The sequence below is a fragment of the Aureibaculum luteum genome (assembly GCF_003449015.1).
Classification (GTDB): domain Bacteria; phylum Bacteroidota; class Bacteroidia; order Flavobacteriales; family Flavobacteriaceae; genus Aureibaculum; species Aureibaculum luteum.
In genome coordinates this window covers 151,431-168,535 of the sequence record NZ_QRGD01000009.1, presented here as the reverse complement: position 1 = coordinate 168,535, position 17,105 = coordinate 151,431, and the positions used below count along the sequence as shown (strand labels likewise).

Genomic DNA, 17,105 nt, shown 5'->3' with positions numbered 1-17,105 from the left:
GAAGATACAAAAAAGTTATAAAACCAATATGATTCTTTTAAAAGAAAATGTTAGAAGTTATTAGACAGTCTGACGTTGGCTGTAATTTTGTTATTCTAATAAAAATTCTCCTGTAAAATGCTGCTGTTGCTTTTCGGGCAATGTATGAAAGCCTACCGCTTGTACATCTCGGAAGAGTCGTTCAAGTTCAAATATTCGGTAAAAACTTTGTCCACCTACTGTTTCCATGGCTTTATTGACAGTTTCCTTACATGCCTTAGCAACCAACGTCTTTCTAGCCAATATTTGGATACCTATACTATCGTCAGGCTGAAAATCTAAATTGTTAGCTATTGCAATCATGTCTTTATAAACCACTTGGGCCAATGTAAGGCTATTGTACATTTCGCCAAGTAAAAAGGTAATATGGGGTAGTTTATGTTGTTTTACTTTTAACTTTTCTAGTGTAATCTTCATCGCTTTCTCAGCAATTCCTATATAAGGAGCCATAATTAAAGGCAATGCAACTGTTAGAACTACATTCCAAAACATAGGAAATTCACCTTTTGCTCTTTTCATTACGATAGAATTGTCTGAAACTAGCACATTTTTAAGAGTTACTGTTTGTGAACCTGTACCACGCATCCCCAATGTATGCCAATCCTCTAATAATTGTATCCCATCAGAGTTCATGGGCACTGAAAAATGTAGCACTTGCCAACCCTCTTTTGGGTCATTATAAGGCATGCTAGTCACTAAAACATCTCCTATCGCAGATTGACTGGCAAATTGTTTTTTTGCAGAAACCAAATAACCTCCAGCTGTTTTTGTCATGCTTCCATTAGAGTCTAACCAATCACGTGCACCCGTACTAACCAATACTAGATTTTTTTCAACTACCTCTTTTAAAAATTCTGCTCCCGTACCCTGATGTATATACTTCCATATACTAGCTGCAAGAAGATGCTGATGCATAGAAAGTGCCAATGCCGTAGATGGACAATAATGTGCAATTTTTATCAATATTTCACACATATCCTTGAAGGAAACGCCACCACCACCCAATGGTTTTGGAATCATCGCTTTTAAATATCCATTTTTTTTTAATAATTGATAATTATCAACTACAAAGCTATCGTTATGGTCATGAGTAATTCCGTTTGTTGCCAATTGTTCTCCTAGCTCATCTATAAGATGCAACCATTTTTTTGAGGAAGATTTTGTTTCCTTATTTGTTTGAATATCCATAATTAGAAGTTGAATATATTTTTAAACTGTTATTAAACGGACAGCTGTGCTTTTTGAAATTTTAAAGGAGTTATCCCATTTTCATTCTTGAAAACTCTTGCAAAATGTGCCGGACTTTCAAAACCACAATCAAAAGCCACTTCATATATTTTTTGCTGCGTATTCTCTAATAATTTTTTAGCATGGGAGACTCTTTTTTTGGTAAGCCATTTTCCTGGTGATGTTTCGTAGGTACTATAAAAATCACGGTTAAAGGTACTTAAACTTCGATGTGTTAGTCTTGCAAATTCTTCTAGAGATAGATTATAAATAAAATTAGCCTCCATTATATTTTTAATAGATGGTTTTACAGGTTGTGAGATCTGCTTAAAATAACTCCCAATTTTAGGATTGGAAGAGAGTGATAACATGTTGACCAATAATTCCTGAAACTTAATTTCCATCAAATATTTTGAAGGCTTTTCCTCATTAAAAAAGCAGGCTAACAAAGAAGCAAAATAGGTGGTTAATATCCTATCTAATTTTAGTGGAATTACACTATCACTTGGTATATTTTTTTTAAAACTGCTTCCTATTTCTGGTTTTTGTGAAATAAAATCTTTTATATACGCATCAGGAATAAAGATAACCATGGCACAAAAATCTGAATCAAAAAACTTATGAATAATGTTAGCTCCTTTTTTTACAAAAAGCACCTCATTGGCATGAGCCATATAGCTATGTTCTAATGTTCGCCATTTCTTTTTACCCTCTAATACATAAATAAAGTAGTTTAAATGAGACCATGCCGTGAAAATCGATTTTTCCTCCATACATCGATATTCCGAAAACATAAGAGATGACACTTCAATTTTCTTGAATGTAGGATTGTTTTTTGCTATATCGTAACCGTTTCCCATAATTTTTAAATGAGGTTTATACCTTAAAATTACAATTTTCTAGAGGAATCAACTTATAAGAATTATATATCATAGGTTAAATTTATTTTTTACGCACTGTAAAATTGATCCCAACTCAATGAAATGCGTTACGCAACCAAAACACAAAGAAAAATAAAATGCTACTCAATTTTTGCAGGCTTTAAGATCATGTCATTTTCTGTTGCAAGTTTTGCAAACGCTTCCGCACTTAATGCAGTAGCCTGTTTCCCAGGTTCTGCACTTACTTTTTTAAAGAAATTCAATAAGCCATGTTTGGCATTTGGTATCGTAGCGAACACCAATTTTAAAGGTACATCTCCTGTATTTTTAAACGAATGCCATTCCCCTGGTGCTGTATACCATACATATCCTTCTTCAACAACAGTCTCTATCTTCTTATTGTTCTCGTAACTTATAACAATCCCCTTTCCTGAAAGAAAATAAGCAATCTCTTCTGTTTTATTATGTTTGTGTTCAGGTAGAGCTCCCCCCACTCCCAACTCATATTTAGCAAAACCTGAAGAAGCTTGAGGGTGACTTTCAGCATCCATATAAATTTGAAGCAATCCTCCAGAACCTAATTTGTCTTTACTTTCAGGAAACACCCACAATCCTTTTACATCTTCTGGTTTTAATATTCTTTTGCCGGGATCTGATTGAGGTGAATGACTATGCGTATGCGGTTCTATTTCTTCTTTGTGAATATGTGGTTCTATAACTTCTTCTTCAAGAGAAAGCTTGGCTATTTGATCATTAGCTTTTTTGTGATTATCCTTTTTCTTATCACAACCTTGAACTACGGTAAATATGATGAATAAGACACCTAATACCATTACTTTAATTACATTTTTATTTTTAATCATAATTGAATTTTTTAAGGTTATACACAGATGTATTATTTTATCATACAAAATTAAAAAGAAAATATATGCCTCAATTGACCAAGCCTTTCAAAAAATTGACTGAGTATGTCAAAATTACAAATTTGAAAGAAATTGAAAAATAAAGTTCTTATTCAATACTAACTGGCAAACAGTTGCTACTGAAAAAATATAAAGATAATAATTTGAAATTTATAGCATATTTCAGGACCAGACATTTAAATCAGAACCTTTTAGATACACTTAATCATACATATTTATATGATTTATTACACAAAAGAACACGATAATTCTGTAGAAATATAACAAAACGGTCTGTTTGCGTTAAAAACACCGCACTAATCATTTAAATCAATAGGGACTCCCTGATATCCTGTTAAGGTACCCCAAGAAATCATTGAAGAAGTAAAACCCTCTGGACGAATCTGTTCAACGATTTGTTCAGTATAAGGCATTGAAAGTTTTTTTACACGCACATAGTGATCATAAACCCTTTCAAAAATAGGTTGATATTTTCCACGACTTTTCTCTGATATTACATCCTTAAATTTTCCATACATATTGTAATATGCTACATCGTTACCTAGATTGTATTTTGCAAAATATTCGAAGCCATGCAAAAGTCGGTTGTCGAGATAGGCATATAAATCAATGTCCTGTTTCCAAGCTATTTCAGATATTGCCGCTAAATAGCCCAGTCCCATTTGCGAATGCCCCTGATCTCTTCCGCTTTCCTGACATTGACCGGTGGTAGCATCTATATAGCCCGAGAAGGTAGAGTAAGGTTGCACATTTGTGCCCATAACATGAGCAATCGCATCGTTAAACAGTTCTACATCATCACAAAACACAGCTATTGCCAATACCGAATTGACCATAGAAAGCCCCCAATTCCCATTAGAATTCATGCTATTGGTGTAGTAATTACTAATTAAGGGATAGAAGACATTGAGCATCATATCCTTGAACTGATCAACTTCATCCTCTGCCCAGTTGTCATACGTATAACGAATGATTTCTGCAGCATTACAGTATTTGTGAGCTATCATTCCTGCGACTAAATTATCATCTTTCCCAGTAATTGTTTTTATAGTGCCACTCCATGCGTTCAATATTTCAATGGTTTTTTCAGCATGTGCCTTATTTCCAGTAACCACCCATTGTATGGCATGACTATAGGCTGCTTCTGCATCATTACCGATTTGCGGATCGCCAACTCTATTGGCTCCATAACTATCGCGATGTACATGAGCAAAAGGTTGGGGTGTCCAATCCAATGAAGATCCTTTCCAGGCCACCATAGCCTTATAGGCACTCGACCAAGGCTCATCACTATTATTCACATGAGCTTTTATTGTATTAAGCTCTTCCCCACTATGCATGATACCAGGATGACGAATAGCTTCAACCGAATATTTTTCTGCTTCAACACGCGTATTCATTAATTGTCCATACGTATAAAAACTCATCATGAGTAACGTAAAAACTAGGAAAAGGGACTTATTATGTGTCATAATTACTATTTAAATAAAGATTTGTGGGTATTATCTATTAGCTGGTAACAACAAACTACAAGATAATATTTAAAATACTGCGGCCATAATATACAATAAGTAGACTATTTTTTGAGAAATAAAAACTAATTAATCTGCATACCTTTCTGCTCGTAAAACAATTTTTAAAGGTCGGAAATTCTCCCATATAGTACCTACTCCTTTTTTATTTATTTTAAAAAGATGATCCTTTTTAGTGCTAAATACGATAACCGAAAAAAGATTTTTAAGAAATTATTTCAGCATGACAAAAGTTTCATCTACTGTTAGCTCCTCAATACTGAAATTAATACTAATGAACATCATTAAGTAGTTTATAGATATTTAAAACTATAAACCATAAATAGTTTTCGAAATTTAATTTTATCTTGTAGTCTTATTTAAGTCGAGATATTTATGAGAACAGTTCTTCTAACCCTATTATTATCAATCTCTGTACTTTTAACCTATGGTCAAAAGGAATTTTCAAGCCATACGCTTCGTTTTTTTAAGAATAATATCGAAAATAAAATTAAAGCTTCAGAAATTTCAATACTTGTAGATGGAAATAAAATACCAGGAGAAAAAGTTGGTAAATTGTACCAATTTCCGAAAATAGATTCTACCAAAACATTTGAATTCATAGTTGAAATCAATAAGGTAGAATTCAAAGCAGGTCCTTATAAATCTTGGTTTTTGAATAGTGGGTCAGAAATTACACTTGGTGTATTAACTAAAATAGATGAGCTTCTTTCAGTTGCAGAATATAATGGAATGAAAAAACAGGAGGAAGATTTTGAACTCTTTTCAAAACGATTTTTCATAATAAATAATATGTACACCATAGACATTAAAGGCTACAAAAAAATTAAAAGGCTTGATTTCTTAATCATAAATCCGAATCAAAAAGGAGATGGAAGCTATGTTCTGACACAGAGAATAGTTGATCTAAAAAAATAAAAATAGTTTAACAATCTGAACTAAAATAATAAACAGCTATTTTACGGCACTCTTTCTAATAAGCTAATATTCACTACCTTTAAGACAAAAAAAATATGGCAACAATAAACACCTATTTAAACTTTAACGGAAACTGTGAAGCTGCATTTAACTTTTATAAATCCGTTTTTGGTGGCGAATTTACTTTCCTGGGCAGGTTTGAAGAAATGCCTGAAGGAGACGGTTATAAAGTAACTGATTCAGATAAAAACAAAATTATGCATGTTAGCTTACCTATCGGTAAAACCATTTTAATGGGCAGCGACACCATTGGAGATTGGGGACCTAAATTTGTACAAGGAAATAATTTTTCAGTTTCAATTACCCCAGAAAACACGGAGGAAGCTGATAAATTATTTACCGGACTTTCAACAGGTGGTCAAATAACAATGCCAATGGAAAATACATTTTGGGGATCCTATTTTGGTATGTTAACCGACAAATTTGGTATTAATTGGATGGTAAACTTAGAGCAAAGCCAAGCATAAAAAAACTATAGTTAATATGAACGAGAAGTCTTGCCTTTAAGTCATCGTTTTGAAGCTGGTGCTATACGCCTCATGATACTAACCAAAGATATTAATTAAATAGAATAAAAAGAGTGACAAGTGGGAATTGAGTTAAAAGACAATGAATAAAATTTGTAACTACTATACCGTGCTGTTGTAAATAATTGTTACCTTTTCACTCGTAAAAAACAAGTCAATAAGTAGAATACATATGAAATATACCTTAGCATTTGATGTTTATGGAACATTGATAAACACCTCTAGCGTTTTCAATTCATTAGAAAAAATGATTGGAGACCAAGCTACGGTTTTTATGGAAACGTGGAGATACAAACAATTGGAATATTCTTTTAGACGGGGTTTAATGGAAGCCTACACCGATTTTTCGGAATGTACCAATGATTCCTTAGAATTCTGCTGTCAATTGTATAAGACGGACTTAAGTAAAAAACAAAAGTCCATTTTAATGAATGAATATTCAGTGTTGCCCACCTTTCCTGATGTTGCAAAAGGACTGAAAGATTTAAAACAAGCGGGACATAAATTATTTGCTTTTTCTAACGGTAGCGAAAAATCGATTATAAAACTTTTAACAAATGCCAAAATTATTGACCTATTTGACGGCATTGTAAGTGTAGAAAAAATAGAAACGTTTAAGCCAAATCCATTGGTTTATAGTCATTTTAATACCGAAACAAATTCTTCTAAATCAGATTCTTGGTTAATTTCTAGCAACCCATTTGATGTCATTGGTGCCCTTTCCTACGGTATGCGTTCGGCATGGGTACAACGTAGTCCAGATGCTGTTTTTGATCCTTGGGGTATTGAACCCACAACCATCATCCATAAATTGACGGATTTAGCATCACAATTAAAAAAAACAAAGAGCTAATCAGCATCATTAATCCATGACCTTTTTTAAAAGAATTTTAAACTACCTCATTTGGACCCTAATATGCTTTTTGACTGGTTTTGCTTATATGCGTATTATCTTGGGGCCGAAACCAGCACCTTCTACAGGTTTTATGAAAATGTTTGATTGGGTATATGGAGCGGCTTTGATTCAGGTTGGTGCAATCATTGGTGGTATTATAGCCGTACTTTATATACTACTTGATATTTTTTACCTAAGAAAGAAACTGAACCATCGTAAAAATACCATAGGTTTACGGTTACTTATTGTTATTGGAATTGCTATTGCAGTAGGCGTAACTCATTATGTATTAGAAGAAGTGGTAGATGTTATTTAACATCTACAAACACGAAAAAGAACTCATGAAAAAAATACTTTTTTTTCCCCTTTATCTAATCTTCCTTTGCATAGGATGTAAAAAAGAACCCCCTAAACATGTTGAAAAAATAACAGAGAGTAAACCAACGGTAAGTTTTACATTTGATGATGGCATCACTTCCGATTTAGCAGGTTATCAATTTAAAGAATGGAATCAAATGATTTTGTCTCATCTCGAAAAAGAAAATCTAAAAGCAGTGTTTTTTGTGACGGGTAAAAACAAATTAAATGAAAAAGGTCAGTTCTTACTAAAAAACTGGAACGATGCAGGCCATCGCATCGCAAATCACTCTTTTACACATCCCAATATCAATTCCGACATAAATTCTGCTAAGCTTTTTGAAAGTGAGCTAAAAAGAACCGACTCCGTAATCTCCAACCTCAGTAATAGTATAAAGCTATTCCGTTTCCCCTATCTAAAAGAAGGTCAAAACCCATTAAAAGTAGATAGTATAAGAAATATACTGAGCCGTAATAATTACCAAAACGGATATGTTACCATTGATGCTTCTGATTGGTATGTAAATTCACGCCTTTTAAAAAGAATAAAAGAAGTAGGCATTGAAAAAACAGATATTGACCAATTCAAAGACTTTTATGTACAGCATATTCTAGAACGGGCCAACTATTACGAAATGCTTTCTAAAGAACTTAGCGGAAGACACATCAGCCACACCTTATTGCTACATCATAATTTGACCTCTGCCCTATTCTTAGATGATCTTATGCATAAATTCAAAGAGGAAGGCTGGAACATTATAAACGCAGAACAAGCATATCAGGATAGTGTATTTATGAACATACCTGCCTTAAAATTTGCTGGTGAAAGCTTAACTTGGTCTTTGGCCAAGCAATCTGGTAAATATGAAAAATCACTTAGATATCCTGCAGAAGACAGCAGGTATGAAAAAGAAAAAATGGATTCACTGGGTTTATAAATAGCGGTGTTAGATGTATTTGCTAACTTGGTTGCTTTATTAGAAATACTATGGATAATGAAATAAGAAAACCTTCATATATTAAAAATCCGGATTACATAACCGGTAAAAAGGACGAGGCAGAAGCGTACAACTTCACTTGTTTAACCTGTGAGGAAACATTACAATTGAATTATAAAAGGCAAATTGAAAATAGCTGGACAGGTAAAGGGACAAACCTGAATGAAGAAGAATATCTTCAACTCAGAAAACACTACCATATTGGTGTTGCAAACAAATCAAAAGAAGGTGGATTTCCTGTATTTGATAAAATCATTTGCAAAACATGCAACGCTGAATATTTTACATATATCGGAATAGATGAACCACTAAACAGTATGTATCAAATTCAAGTGCAAGGAATAATGAGAAATGCATCGAAAAACGTTGATAAATTATAGCTTAAACCATCCTATTTTAAGTATAACTATGCTCATTTCAACCTCTTACACGTCAACAACGCAATCCTAATTATTGATTATTTTTAAAAAAAAATTGATCATTATTTTAATTTTATCACAAAATATTTTAATTTTACCAAGGTCTACTCCCAATAGATACCTTATAAAAACGCAATAAGATGAAAAAAACAACAAAAAGAAAATCACTCCTATTACTATCCGCTGGTATGTTTGTAATTGCTACAGCACAAGTAGCTACCCATTACTTGGAATTAACTGATTTGGCAAAAGGTTCTTTTATAGGAATCGGAATCGGGTTGTTACTCACAGCATTATTTTTTGGTAATTTTAAGACTGCACAGTAAACCTCTTTCTTTCTAAACGCTATAGGTTATAGAAAGCTAAAACCTTAGGAAGTGGTAATTGATTTTTTAAACTGTTGAGGCGTCATCATTTCCATCTTTTTAAACTGTCTATTGAAATAACTGGTATTATTAAAACCGGACTTAATGGCAATTTCAGACATCTGAAAACTTTTCTTTTCCTTTATTAATTTTTTAGAAAATTTTATCTTTTCAGAATTAATATAATCTATAGGAGACACTCCCAAGGTATTCTTAAACTTTTTATGAAAATGAGAAGTACTCATACAGGCTTTTTCTGCTAACACATCAACCGTAATATCTCTATTGGTTAAGTTTTCTTTAATAAATTGAATAACCATACCAATTCTGGTATCGTTCAAAACATTTTGCGTATCACTTAAAATAAGAGCTTTCGCCTTTGTTTGTAATAAACGTACAATTAGCTCTTGTATCATCAAGTCTAACAATACATCTTTAGATTTATTATTGTTTGTAAAAGTATATACCAAACGCTCTACTAAATGATTCACCGCTTGGTTATTGGTTAAATGAGAGGTGTTTGCGTCTAAATCCCAATTATTATTTTCATTTTCAATAGCCACATAGTTGTTAAAATTCAACACCACATCACTAATTTTCTTTTCATCTATACCTAATGCGAGACATTGTGTAGGGTTCTTTTCATTAGCAATAGGAAAATCAATTACCATGGGTTTACTTCTGGGCATTACCACAGATTCACCGGGAAAGAATTCAAAACTAGGCAGTCCTTCTAAATGCATTATTTTTTTTCCGGTAAGCATACTCGCTATTACAGGAAAGTCAAATGTGAGCTTTACTTTTTCTGCAATTTTATGAGTCTCAAAAATGTTTAACTCCGCATATTCAGCACTATAGGTAGTCCTGTTTTCTACTAACGTCGTTAGTTTTCTGTTCTTTCTATGCGATTGTAAGAGCTGACTCATACACAATAATACAAAAAATATTCAGAAAAGTAGATATGTTCAATTTATTAATAAATACGTTCAGTTATTTCTGATACCTAAATAATACCTTTATAAAAATGTTATATCCGTAATATTACACGGATTCATTATCAAATAATTAATCACTAAAAAAATATTTTCATGAGTTATTCGAAACCAAAATTTAAAGAAAAATATTCCAATTTTATTAATGGAAAATTTGTTGCACCGCTCGGTGGTCAATATTTTGAAAATACATCTCCCATTGATAATAGCTTAATTGCAAAATATCCACGTTCTCAAAAAGAAGATATAGAATTGGCTTTAGATGCTGCCAATGCTGCAAAAGAATCTTGGGGAAACACTTCAGCTACTGAAAGAGCAACGCTATTAAATAAAGTAGCCGATATTATTGAAGCTAATTTGGAAGAATTTGCATTGGTTGAAACTTGTGATAATGGCAAACCAATCCGTGAAACATTAAATGCTGATATTCCTTTAGCTGTTGATCATTGGCGGTATTTTGCCGCTTGTATTCGTTCAGAAGAAGGAGGTGCATCAGAACTAGATTCTAACACCTTGTCTATGAATATTAAAGAACCACTCGGTGTCGTAGGACAAATTATTCCATGGAACTTTCCGCTATTAATGCTATCATGGAAATTACCTCCGGCATTGGTAACGGGTAATTGTGTGGTGTTAAAACCAGCAGAACAAACCCCTTCATCAGCAACCTTGTTAATGGAGAAAATTGCGGATGTATTTCCTCCAGGTGTTGTAAATATTGTTCATGGTTTTGGTCCTGAGGCGGGTAAGCCATTAGCATCAAGTGCTAGAGTAGATAAAGTGGCCTTTACAGGAGAAACTACCACAGGACAATTAATTATGCAATATGCCTCTAAGAATTTGAATCCTGTTACGATGGAGCTAGGTGGAAAATCGCCTAATATTTTCTTTAATTCTGTTATGGATGCCGATGATGCCTATTTAGATAAAGCCATTGAAGGAGCGGTATTGTTTGCTTTTAATCAAGGAGAAGTATGTACAGCACCTTCCAGATTATTAGTACAAGAAGATATTTATGATGCTTTTATGGAACGTGTTGTGGCCAGAACAAATGCCATTATACAAGACAATCCTTATGATGTAAATACAATGATTGGTGCACAAGCCTCTAATGATCAGTACGAAAAAATACAATCGTATTTCAAAATAGGAAAAGACGAAGGAGCAAAAGTACTAACAGGGGGTTCTGCCAATAAACTAGAAGGCAACTTAGCTAACGGATTTTATATTAAACCGACCATACTTGAAGGTCACAATAAAATGCGAGTATTTCAAGAAGAAATCTTTGGTCCGGTAGTCTGTGTAACTAAATTTAAAGATGAAGCCGATGCCATAGAAATTGCCAACGATACCCTTTACGGATTAGGAGCCGGTGTTTGGACGAGAGATGCCCACCAATTGTATCAAATACCGCGTGCCATCAAAGCTGGACGTGTATGGGTGAATTGTTATCACGCGTATCCTGCACATGCACCGTTTGGAGGGTACAAAAAATCAGGTTTTGGTAGAGAAAACCATGTAATGATGCTCAATTACTACCGTCAAACAAAGAACATGTTAATTTCTTACGATAAAAACAAACTGGGTTTCTTTTAATAGATTCTTTTTTATAGCCAAGGCTGGATATTATATTCAGCCTTTTTTTAAACTTCATACCATGGAAAGAATAGCAATTACGAAAAAAGCAGCAATAATTTTACAACAATTAAAAGCAAAACATGGCGAATTAATTTTTCATCAAAGTGGTGGCTGTTGTGATGGCTCTGCTCCTATGGTTTTTGAAAAAGGAGATATGTATTTAGATGAAAGTGATATTCTTTTAGGAGAAATTGAGGGTGTTAATTTTTACATGAACCAAGATCAATTTGAATATTGGAAACACACCCACTTAACCGTAGATATTACCGAAGGTCGCGGTGCTAGTTTTTCCTTAGAAATACCGTTGGGACTTCGTTTCTTAATCCATTCAAGATTATTAACTGATGAAGAGAACGCCTTTTTTAATAAGTAGGTTCGGGTGACTTTTCTATAACTATAATAATTCCAAAATTTAGAAAAAACTATCATATACGAATAGTAAAATGATGGTGTCATTTTATTAGGTAAAACACAATTTATTTTACCAATATTGACTTCTTAACTACAAACTACTAAACCGTTTTATATAGTACTTATTCAATTTGATTCTAAATACAATTCTTCTTATATTTGATATTTAGTCGCTAAATATGCCCCTATTCAACTTATCCTTTTTCTAATTTAATTCTGGCATCTTTATCATTCGCATAAAAACAAACGCTTATGGTTCTAAATACTATTCGCTAATCAAATGCTATCATCATTTAAAATAAATACTATGAAAAAATTATTGATTATTGCCCTTTTTATTTTTATCGGAAAAAATATGAATGCTCAAGAAGTTGTTATTCCTGATCATATTAAACTTGAAACGGAAGAAGATTTTAAACAAAATGAATCCTTGGTTTTGGCGAGTATCGAATGGATACAAAACACCCCTCTTGACCAAGAAAAAGCGAAACGGAAACAAATAAATGCTTTTTTAATGCAATGGATGAGTGGAAGCCCAACGGTTTCAATTAAATTAGTTCAAGGTTTAGTGCCCTTAGAATGTGCTGAATGTCTAATGTCTTTTATGAGTGGTTGGACCAAATACAGTTTGGTAAACAATTATTCTAAAGACGATGAAAAGTGTACTTTAAAAGGTGTTGAGAGTACTATTGCCTTTTATGAGAAAAACAAATCTGAACTTGGAAAAAACGCCGATATTGAAAAACTAATTAAAAGAAAGAATAAAGGAAAATTAGAAAAGTTCGTAAAATCGAAAATATAAAAACAATTCATAACAATATCAAAAGCAATACATTACTATTATTACAAGCCAACATATGAGTATAAACATATGAATAACTCAATTATTAAACTAACCCAATTTACCTTATTTTTTATCATTTCTACAAGCGTATTCGCTCAAGACATTGCTTTAAAATCAAGGTTTGAGAATATTTTTATAAAGGCAGACACTTCTTTTGTAAAAAACATAACCATAGCTTTAAAAAAGAGTGAAGCAACAATTGTTTATCCTATTTTTTACGATACGGAACTCGAAAAAATTTCTGACATTAAAGTATATACAAAAAAAGGAAAACGTTTTAAACTGTTAAAAAACAATGAAGTAAATGAAGAAAATCTTGAACTTGATTATATTGCAAGTAGAAAAGTAAAATTAATTGTTGTTCCACCAAATGAGGAGGCCAGAATTACCTATACCCTTCAATGTAAAGAATTAATGTATTTTTCAGATTTGCGTTTTTTCTCTAATAATGAAATCGATACCTTAAAATATCAAATATCAGTTCCTGATTCTTTCCGCTTTATCCACAATACCATTTATAAAGATTCATTAAACTATTTATCTATTGACTCTGTAAAGTCTACTAATCTAACAAAATGGAATATTGAGGTAATTCCAAAAAAAATTGAACCCAATCCGTTATCATTCTTTGGAATTTATAGAAATATAAAGCAGCCTTTAATGAGAACCTTAATTATCCCTGCCTCTTATAGTGGCATGGAAAGAAAATATATGAACGATTGGTACCTTAAGAAGGTAGAAAGAAAAAGAGGGCTAGACGCTGCTTCTATTCAAAAAATAAATGAATTAACGAAAGGTGTAACTGACCCAATAGAGATAACGAAAATTCTCTATAATTATGTACAAAATAACATGAAATATGTTGCCATAGAAATAGGAATGGGAGCATTTATACCGACAGCAGCCAATGAAGTGCTTACTAACAAACAAGGAGATTGTAAAGATTTGTCAAATTTTCTATCCGAGGCATTAAACTATAAAGGGATTAGAAGTGATATTGCTTTAGCAGCTACCTACGATCATATTAGTGATTGTGATTTCCCTTCGTTAAGTTCTGCAAACCATGTTATATGTATCGCCTATATAGCGGACAAACCTATTCTGTTAGATCCTACTGATCCTATCCACTTTATGGAGACTCCCGTTCAAAGTTTACAAAATCGATCTATTTTAATTATTAATTCAGACGGCGGAGCTTTCTTTAAAGTAAATAGTTTTACACCACAGCAGAATTTAATTAACTACGAAATTACTTTAGATGCTAGTGCTAATAACGCACTTTTGGAAGGCATTTTTAAAGCAAACTATCATGGAATATCAGGTAATTTTCTAAAACGTGAGTTTAAATATGTAGGAAAAACCAAGGTCAACGCTACAGCAAAAAAACATTATGAATCCGTATTCGGAAATCAAACCATTTCTGATTTAAAAATCAACAATAATGATAATGCATTTGAGACGAAAGGGAAACTAGCTGTAAATGGAAAAATAATTAAAGATGGTGTTAATAGGTTTCTATTTATTGATTTTTTACCTAGAATCTTTGAATCAGTAGAGCGTGAGACTTTATTACAAGGCTCCCATATAGGTAGTCCATTCGATAAAAAAATAAATTTAAAGATTAAGATGGATGAGCCTGTTCAAAATTTTAAACCCATTGAGCATCGCTATTCCGATAATGGTGTTTCGTTAGTATTAAAAATATCAAACCCATCAGAATATATTATAGCGTGTAATTATGAATTTGTATTCGACCATATTTTTATCAATAAGGAAAATGTAGACATTACAAATGAGATTTTAATAGCATTTAAAAAGATAATTAATGAACCTATTATTTTTAAAAAAAAGAGCGAATAAATACTATATCTTGTGTATTATCTTAGCAATTAGCAATCTTTCCTTTGCTAATGATAGTATTCCTACAATTGAATTTCTAGAGCAATGTAAAAAATCTGATGCCTATTATAAGCATTCTTACACTGATGTTACTTACACTAAGTCTTGGTCTCGTTATAAAAAACAAATTTCTGTTAACACTAAGCTAGTCATAAACAATACTTCTGGTGTAGATGAATTCGCTTTTTTGAATTTGACCGAATTTATGAGTGATAACCTAAAAGCTATTAATGTAAAAACATTAAAAGCCGACGGTTCCATAGTCGAATTAGACTCTAGTTTAGTTTTTAAACGTAATTCAAAAAACAAAAAATTTGGGGCAATAAATTACCCAATACCTGGAGTTGAGCCCGGAGATACTATTGTAACTTCTTATATGTATACTCAGTACCTTAAGAAATATGAACTCAAGGATTTTGTAAATTTATACAGTAATGTACCCAGTTTTAATACTCAATATACCGTTAGAACTGACCCAGGTATTTATATGAGATATAAACCATACAATAATTTTCCAGAACCTCAAGTCATCTTAAATGACACCTTGTTTTACTGTGTTTTTAAAATGGAAAAAGTTAAAGGTATATCAGAAAATGAAAATAGGTGTTTACCTTGTGATTTACCATATGTGTATTATTCATTAGATAAGGATAAAAACAAAATTAGAACATGGAAAGAAGTATATAATCAAGAGTTTAATATTATCACTCAGCCTATTTCATTTGACACTGAGAATTCGTCATTTTATCGGAGATGGAAAAAAAGAGTACTTGGTCATGCGAAAGACAGTACTAAATATTATCAGTTTGAACTTTTACACGCTGATATTATTGAAAATATGCAAATGGAGCCTGCAAAGGAAGCTGAAATATTAAAAAATAGTGGTTATTTTCTTAAAGAGAAACGTTTTAACCCCTTCAGTATAAAACGTTTGTATAGAAGACTCTTAGAAGATTTAGAAATTGAATATTCCGCTGTTTTTGCTAGAAGTAAACGAACAGGAAAAATTGATCCCTATAATATTAGAATGGGTGAATTTGACCACGTCTTTTTTACCTATGATAATGGACAAGGTGCTTTAAATCTTCTATATCCTCATGAAGCCTATTTCAAATATCAAATTAATGAAATACCAACTTCTATCTATAATACTGAAGCTGTGATTACGAAACCATATTTGACTAAAAAAATTAAAAAAAGTGATAAATTTATCGGCTATGATTTAAAACTAGCTGAAGTAGATTCGGTAATAGTGAATATTATAAAACTACCTGGAATGAGTGCCCAGCGTAATTTTATAAGACAAATCTTCTATAATGAAGTAAACCTTAAAGAAAAGAATGCCACTTTTAAATATAAATTTAATGCATCTGGTGGTTTGTCTACAGATTTAAGAACCTTTTTCGATATGTTAAATGAAAATAAGGAAGCAAATGACTTTTACGATGCCTTGTCAGAATATGAGGGAAATGATACTGGAATACAGATTGATACTGTCATCTCAACTAAATTAAAAAACACATCCCCTTTTAATTATTATATTAATGCTGAGGGTACTCTTAAAGATGCTCTAATCTTTTTAAATGATAGCATTGCAAGTATTTCACTTGACAAGTTAATTCAGCACACAAAAATTGAAAGTGAAACTGACGATGACAATTTGAATTACTATCTTGATTATGGTTATACCGATTATCTCATGTTCATTTTAGAATTCCCTTGTACTATTGAAATATTAGGTTTTGATGATAGTAATATCAATTTTAAAAATGATTATGGAGCTTATCAATTTGAATTAAACGTAACAAAAAATAAGAAAACGAATAATAATCTTACCATAATTTCTAACTATAGTATTTTAAAAGATATGATTCCAAAGGACGGACAAGCACACTTAAAAGCTTTAAACAAACTTGTGAAAGATATTAAAAATAAACGCTTACTTGTAAAACTAAAGAATGTAGTTGACTAATAAACACAATTACCCACAAAAGTCAATCTTAACAACGACAAATCTTAAACCAAATTCATAAAATAGATTGTTTGTATAATACTGTCTATTCCTTGCGACACCTTCTTCAATAGCTTGGTAGTTTTAAAATTTCAAAATCCAAATCTATAGTCTCATATTTCAAATATATATTAAATCACCTCGAATTCACATTGGTAGCTTTATAGTT

The 17,105-nt window shown here is 32.1% G+C and carries 17 protein-coding genes; 12 read left to right on the top strand and 5 right to left on the bottom strand.

Annotated elements, in window-relative coordinates:
• Positions 1-90: 90 nt before the first annotated feature.
• The 4 genes from D3P13_RS18695 to D3P13_RS18680 all read right to left on the bottom strand — a co-directional run bounded on the left by D3P13_RS18695 (position 91) and on the right by D3P13_RS18680 (position 4,542).
• Positions 91-1,227: an acyl-CoA dehydrogenase family protein gene (locus D3P13_RS18695; RefSeq protein WP_117884549.1), complete on the bottom strand. Its 1,137-nt coding sequence runs from the start codon at positions 1,225-1,227 to the stop codon at positions 91-93.
• Positions 1,228-1,259: 32 nt separating this feature from the next.
• The gene (locus D3P13_RS18690; protein WP_117884547.1) at positions 1,260-2,126 is read right to left on the bottom strand and encodes a helix-turn-helix domain-containing protein; all 867 of its coding nucleotides are present in this window, start codon (positions 2,124-2,126) and stop codon (positions 1,260-1,262) included.
• A 161-nt stretch (positions 2,127-2,287) separates the two neighbouring features.
• Positions 2,288-3,010, bottom strand: a complete 723-nt coding sequence (locus tag D3P13_RS18685) for a cupin domain-containing protein (RefSeq protein ID WP_117884545.1) — start codon at positions 3,008-3,010, stop codon at positions 2,288-2,290.
• 356 nt (positions 3,011-3,366) lie between these two features.
• Entirely contained in the window at positions 3,367-4,542 is a 1,176-nt protein-coding gene (locus tag D3P13_RS18680) for an alginate lyase family protein (RefSeq protein ID WP_117884543.1), read from the bottom strand.
• A 435-nt stretch (positions 4,543-4,977) separates the two neighbouring features.
• Here D3P13_RS18680 and D3P13_RS18675 point away from each other — a divergent pair, with 435 nt between their 5' ends.
• The 7 genes from D3P13_RS18675 to D3P13_RS18645 all read left to right on the top strand — a co-directional run bounded on the left by D3P13_RS18675 (position 4,978) and on the right by D3P13_RS18645 (position 9,102).
• Entirely contained in the window at positions 4,978-5,520 is a 543-nt protein-coding gene (locus tag D3P13_RS18675) for a hypothetical protein (protein ID WP_117884541.1), read from the top strand.
• Between the two features lie 95 nt (positions 5,521-5,615).
• Positions 5,616-6,047 carry a VOC family protein gene (locus tag D3P13_RS18670; RefSeq protein WP_117884539.1) on the top strand — a complete coding sequence of 144 codons (432 nt, stop codon included), beginning with the start codon at positions 5,616-5,618 and terminating at the stop codon, positions 6,045-6,047.
• Positions 6,048-6,279: 232 nt separating this feature from the next.
• A complete protein-coding gene (locus D3P13_RS18665; RefSeq protein WP_117884537.1) occupies positions 6,280-6,960 on the top strand; it encodes a haloacid dehalogenase type II in 681 nt (226 codons plus the stop codon).
• Between the two features lie 16 nt (positions 6,961-6,976).
• Complete coding sequence (locus D3P13_RS18660) at positions 6,977-7,318, top strand: hypothetical protein (protein WP_157972966.1); 342 nt, start codon at positions 6,977-6,979, stop codon at positions 7,316-7,318.
• Positions 7,319-7,343: 25 nt separating this feature from the next.
• Positions 7,344-8,297, top strand: coding sequence for a polysaccharide deacetylase family protein (locus D3P13_RS18655; protein ID WP_157972965.1), 954 nt, complete (start codon positions 7,344-7,346; stop codon positions 8,295-8,297).
• A 50-nt stretch (positions 8,298-8,347) separates the two neighbouring features.
• On the top strand, positions 8,348-8,737 hold the full coding sequence (locus D3P13_RS18650; RefSeq protein ID WP_117884531.1) for a hypothetical protein: 390 nt from the start codon (positions 8,348-8,350) through the stop codon (positions 8,735-8,737).
• 179 nt (positions 8,738-8,916) lie between these two features.
• Positions 8,917-9,102 carry a hypothetical protein gene (locus tag D3P13_RS18645; RefSeq protein WP_117884530.1) on the top strand — a complete coding sequence of 62 codons (186 nt, stop codon included), beginning with the start codon at positions 8,917-8,919 and terminating at the stop codon, positions 9,100-9,102.
• Between the two features lie 44 nt (positions 9,103-9,146).
• Here the strand turns inward: D3P13_RS18645 and D3P13_RS18640 are convergent, their stop codons facing one another.
• Positions 9,147-10,067, bottom strand: a complete 921-nt coding sequence (locus D3P13_RS18640) for an AraC family transcriptional regulator (RefSeq protein ID WP_117884528.1) — start codon at positions 10,065-10,067, stop codon at positions 9,147-9,149.
• Positions 10,068-10,229: 162 nt separating this feature from the next.
• Between D3P13_RS18640 and D3P13_RS18635 the strand changes: the two genes are divergently transcribed.
• The 5 genes from D3P13_RS18635 (at position 10,230) to D3P13_RS18615 (ending at position 16,897) form a co-directional block, all read left to right on the top strand.
• Complete coding sequence (locus D3P13_RS18635; RefSeq protein WP_117884526.1) at positions 10,230-11,729, top strand: aldehyde dehydrogenase family protein; 1,500 nt, start codon at positions 10,230-10,232, stop codon at positions 11,727-11,729.
• A gap of 61 nt (positions 11,730-11,790) precedes the next feature.
• Positions 11,791-12,144: a DUF779 domain-containing protein gene (locus D3P13_RS18630; protein ID WP_117884524.1), complete on the top strand. Its 354-nt coding sequence runs from the start codon at positions 11,791-11,793 to the stop codon at positions 12,142-12,144.
• A 345-nt stretch (positions 12,145-12,489) separates the two neighbouring features.
• The gene (locus D3P13_RS18625) at positions 12,490-12,984 is read left to right on the top strand and encodes a hypothetical protein (protein ID WP_117884522.1); all 495 of its coding nucleotides are present in this window, start codon (positions 12,490-12,492) and stop codon (positions 12,982-12,984) included.
• A 69-nt stretch (positions 12,985-13,053) separates the two neighbouring features.
• A complete protein-coding gene (locus tag D3P13_RS18620; protein WP_117884520.1) occupies positions 13,054-14,886 on the top strand; it encodes a transglutaminase-like domain-containing protein in 1,833 nt (610 codons plus the stop codon).
• Positions 14,852-16,897, top strand: coding sequence for a DUF3857 domain-containing protein (locus D3P13_RS18615; RefSeq protein ID WP_117884518.1), 2,046 nt, complete (start codon positions 14,852-14,854; stop codon positions 16,895-16,897). Before D3P13_RS18620 ends, D3P13_RS18615 begins: the two co-directional genes overlap by 35 nt.
• Positions 16,898-17,105: the final 208 nt, after the last annotated feature.

Coding starts and splice junctions, on each gene's coding strand:
- D3P13_RS18695 (WP_117884549.1), bottom strand. CDS start 1,227: ATGGATATTCAAACAAATAAGGAAACAAAATCTTCCTCAAAAAAATGG.
- D3P13_RS18690 (WP_117884547.1), bottom strand. CDS start 2,126: ATGGGAAACGGTTACGATATAGCAAAAAACAATCCTACATTCAAGAAA.
- D3P13_RS18685 (WP_117884545.1), bottom strand. CDS start 3,010: ATGATTAAAAATAAAAATGTAATTAAAGTAATGGTATTAGGTGTCTTA.
- D3P13_RS18680 (WP_117884543.1), bottom strand. CDS start 4,542: ATGACACATAATAAGTCCCTTTTCCTAGTTTTTACGTTACTCATGATG.
- D3P13_RS18675 (WP_117884541.1), top strand. CDS start 4,978: ATGAGAACAGTTCTTCTAACCCTATTATTATCAATCTCTGTACTTTTA.
- D3P13_RS18670 (WP_117884539.1), top strand. CDS start 5,616: ATGGCAACAATAAACACCTATTTAAACTTTAACGGAAACTGTGAAGCT.
- D3P13_RS18665 (WP_117884537.1), top strand. CDS start 6,280: ATGAAATATACCTTAGCATTTGATGTTTATGGAACATTGATAAACACC.
- D3P13_RS18660 (WP_157972966.1), top strand. CDS start 6,977: ATGACCTTTTTTAAAAGAATTTTAAACTACCTCATTTGGACCCTAATA.
- D3P13_RS18655 (WP_157972965.1), top strand. CDS start 7,344: ATGAAAAAAATACTTTTTTTTCCCCTTTATCTAATCTTCCTTTGCATA.
- D3P13_RS18650 (WP_117884531.1), top strand. CDS start 8,348: ATGGATAATGAAATAAGAAAACCTTCATATATTAAAAATCCGGATTAC.
- D3P13_RS18645 (WP_117884530.1), top strand. CDS start 8,917: ATGAAAAAAACAACAAAAAGAAAATCACTCCTATTACTATCCGCTGGT.
- D3P13_RS18640 (WP_117884528.1), bottom strand. CDS start 10,067: ATGAGTCAGCTCTTACAATCGCATAGAAAGAACAGAAAACTAACGACG.
- D3P13_RS18635 (WP_117884526.1), top strand. CDS start 10,230: ATGAGTTATTCGAAACCAAAATTTAAAGAAAAATATTCCAATTTTATT.
- D3P13_RS18630 (WP_117884524.1), top strand. CDS start 11,791: ATGGAAAGAATAGCAATTACGAAAAAAGCAGCAATAATTTTACAACAA.
- D3P13_RS18625 (WP_117884522.1), top strand. CDS start 12,490: ATGAAAAAATTATTGATTATTGCCCTTTTTATTTTTATCGGAAAAAAT.
- D3P13_RS18620 (WP_117884520.1), top strand. CDS start 13,054: ATGAATAACTCAATTATTAAACTAACCCAATTTACCTTATTTTTTATC.
- D3P13_RS18615 (WP_117884518.1), top strand. CDS start 14,852: ATGAACCTATTATTTTTAAAAAAAAGAGCGAATAAATACTATATCTTG.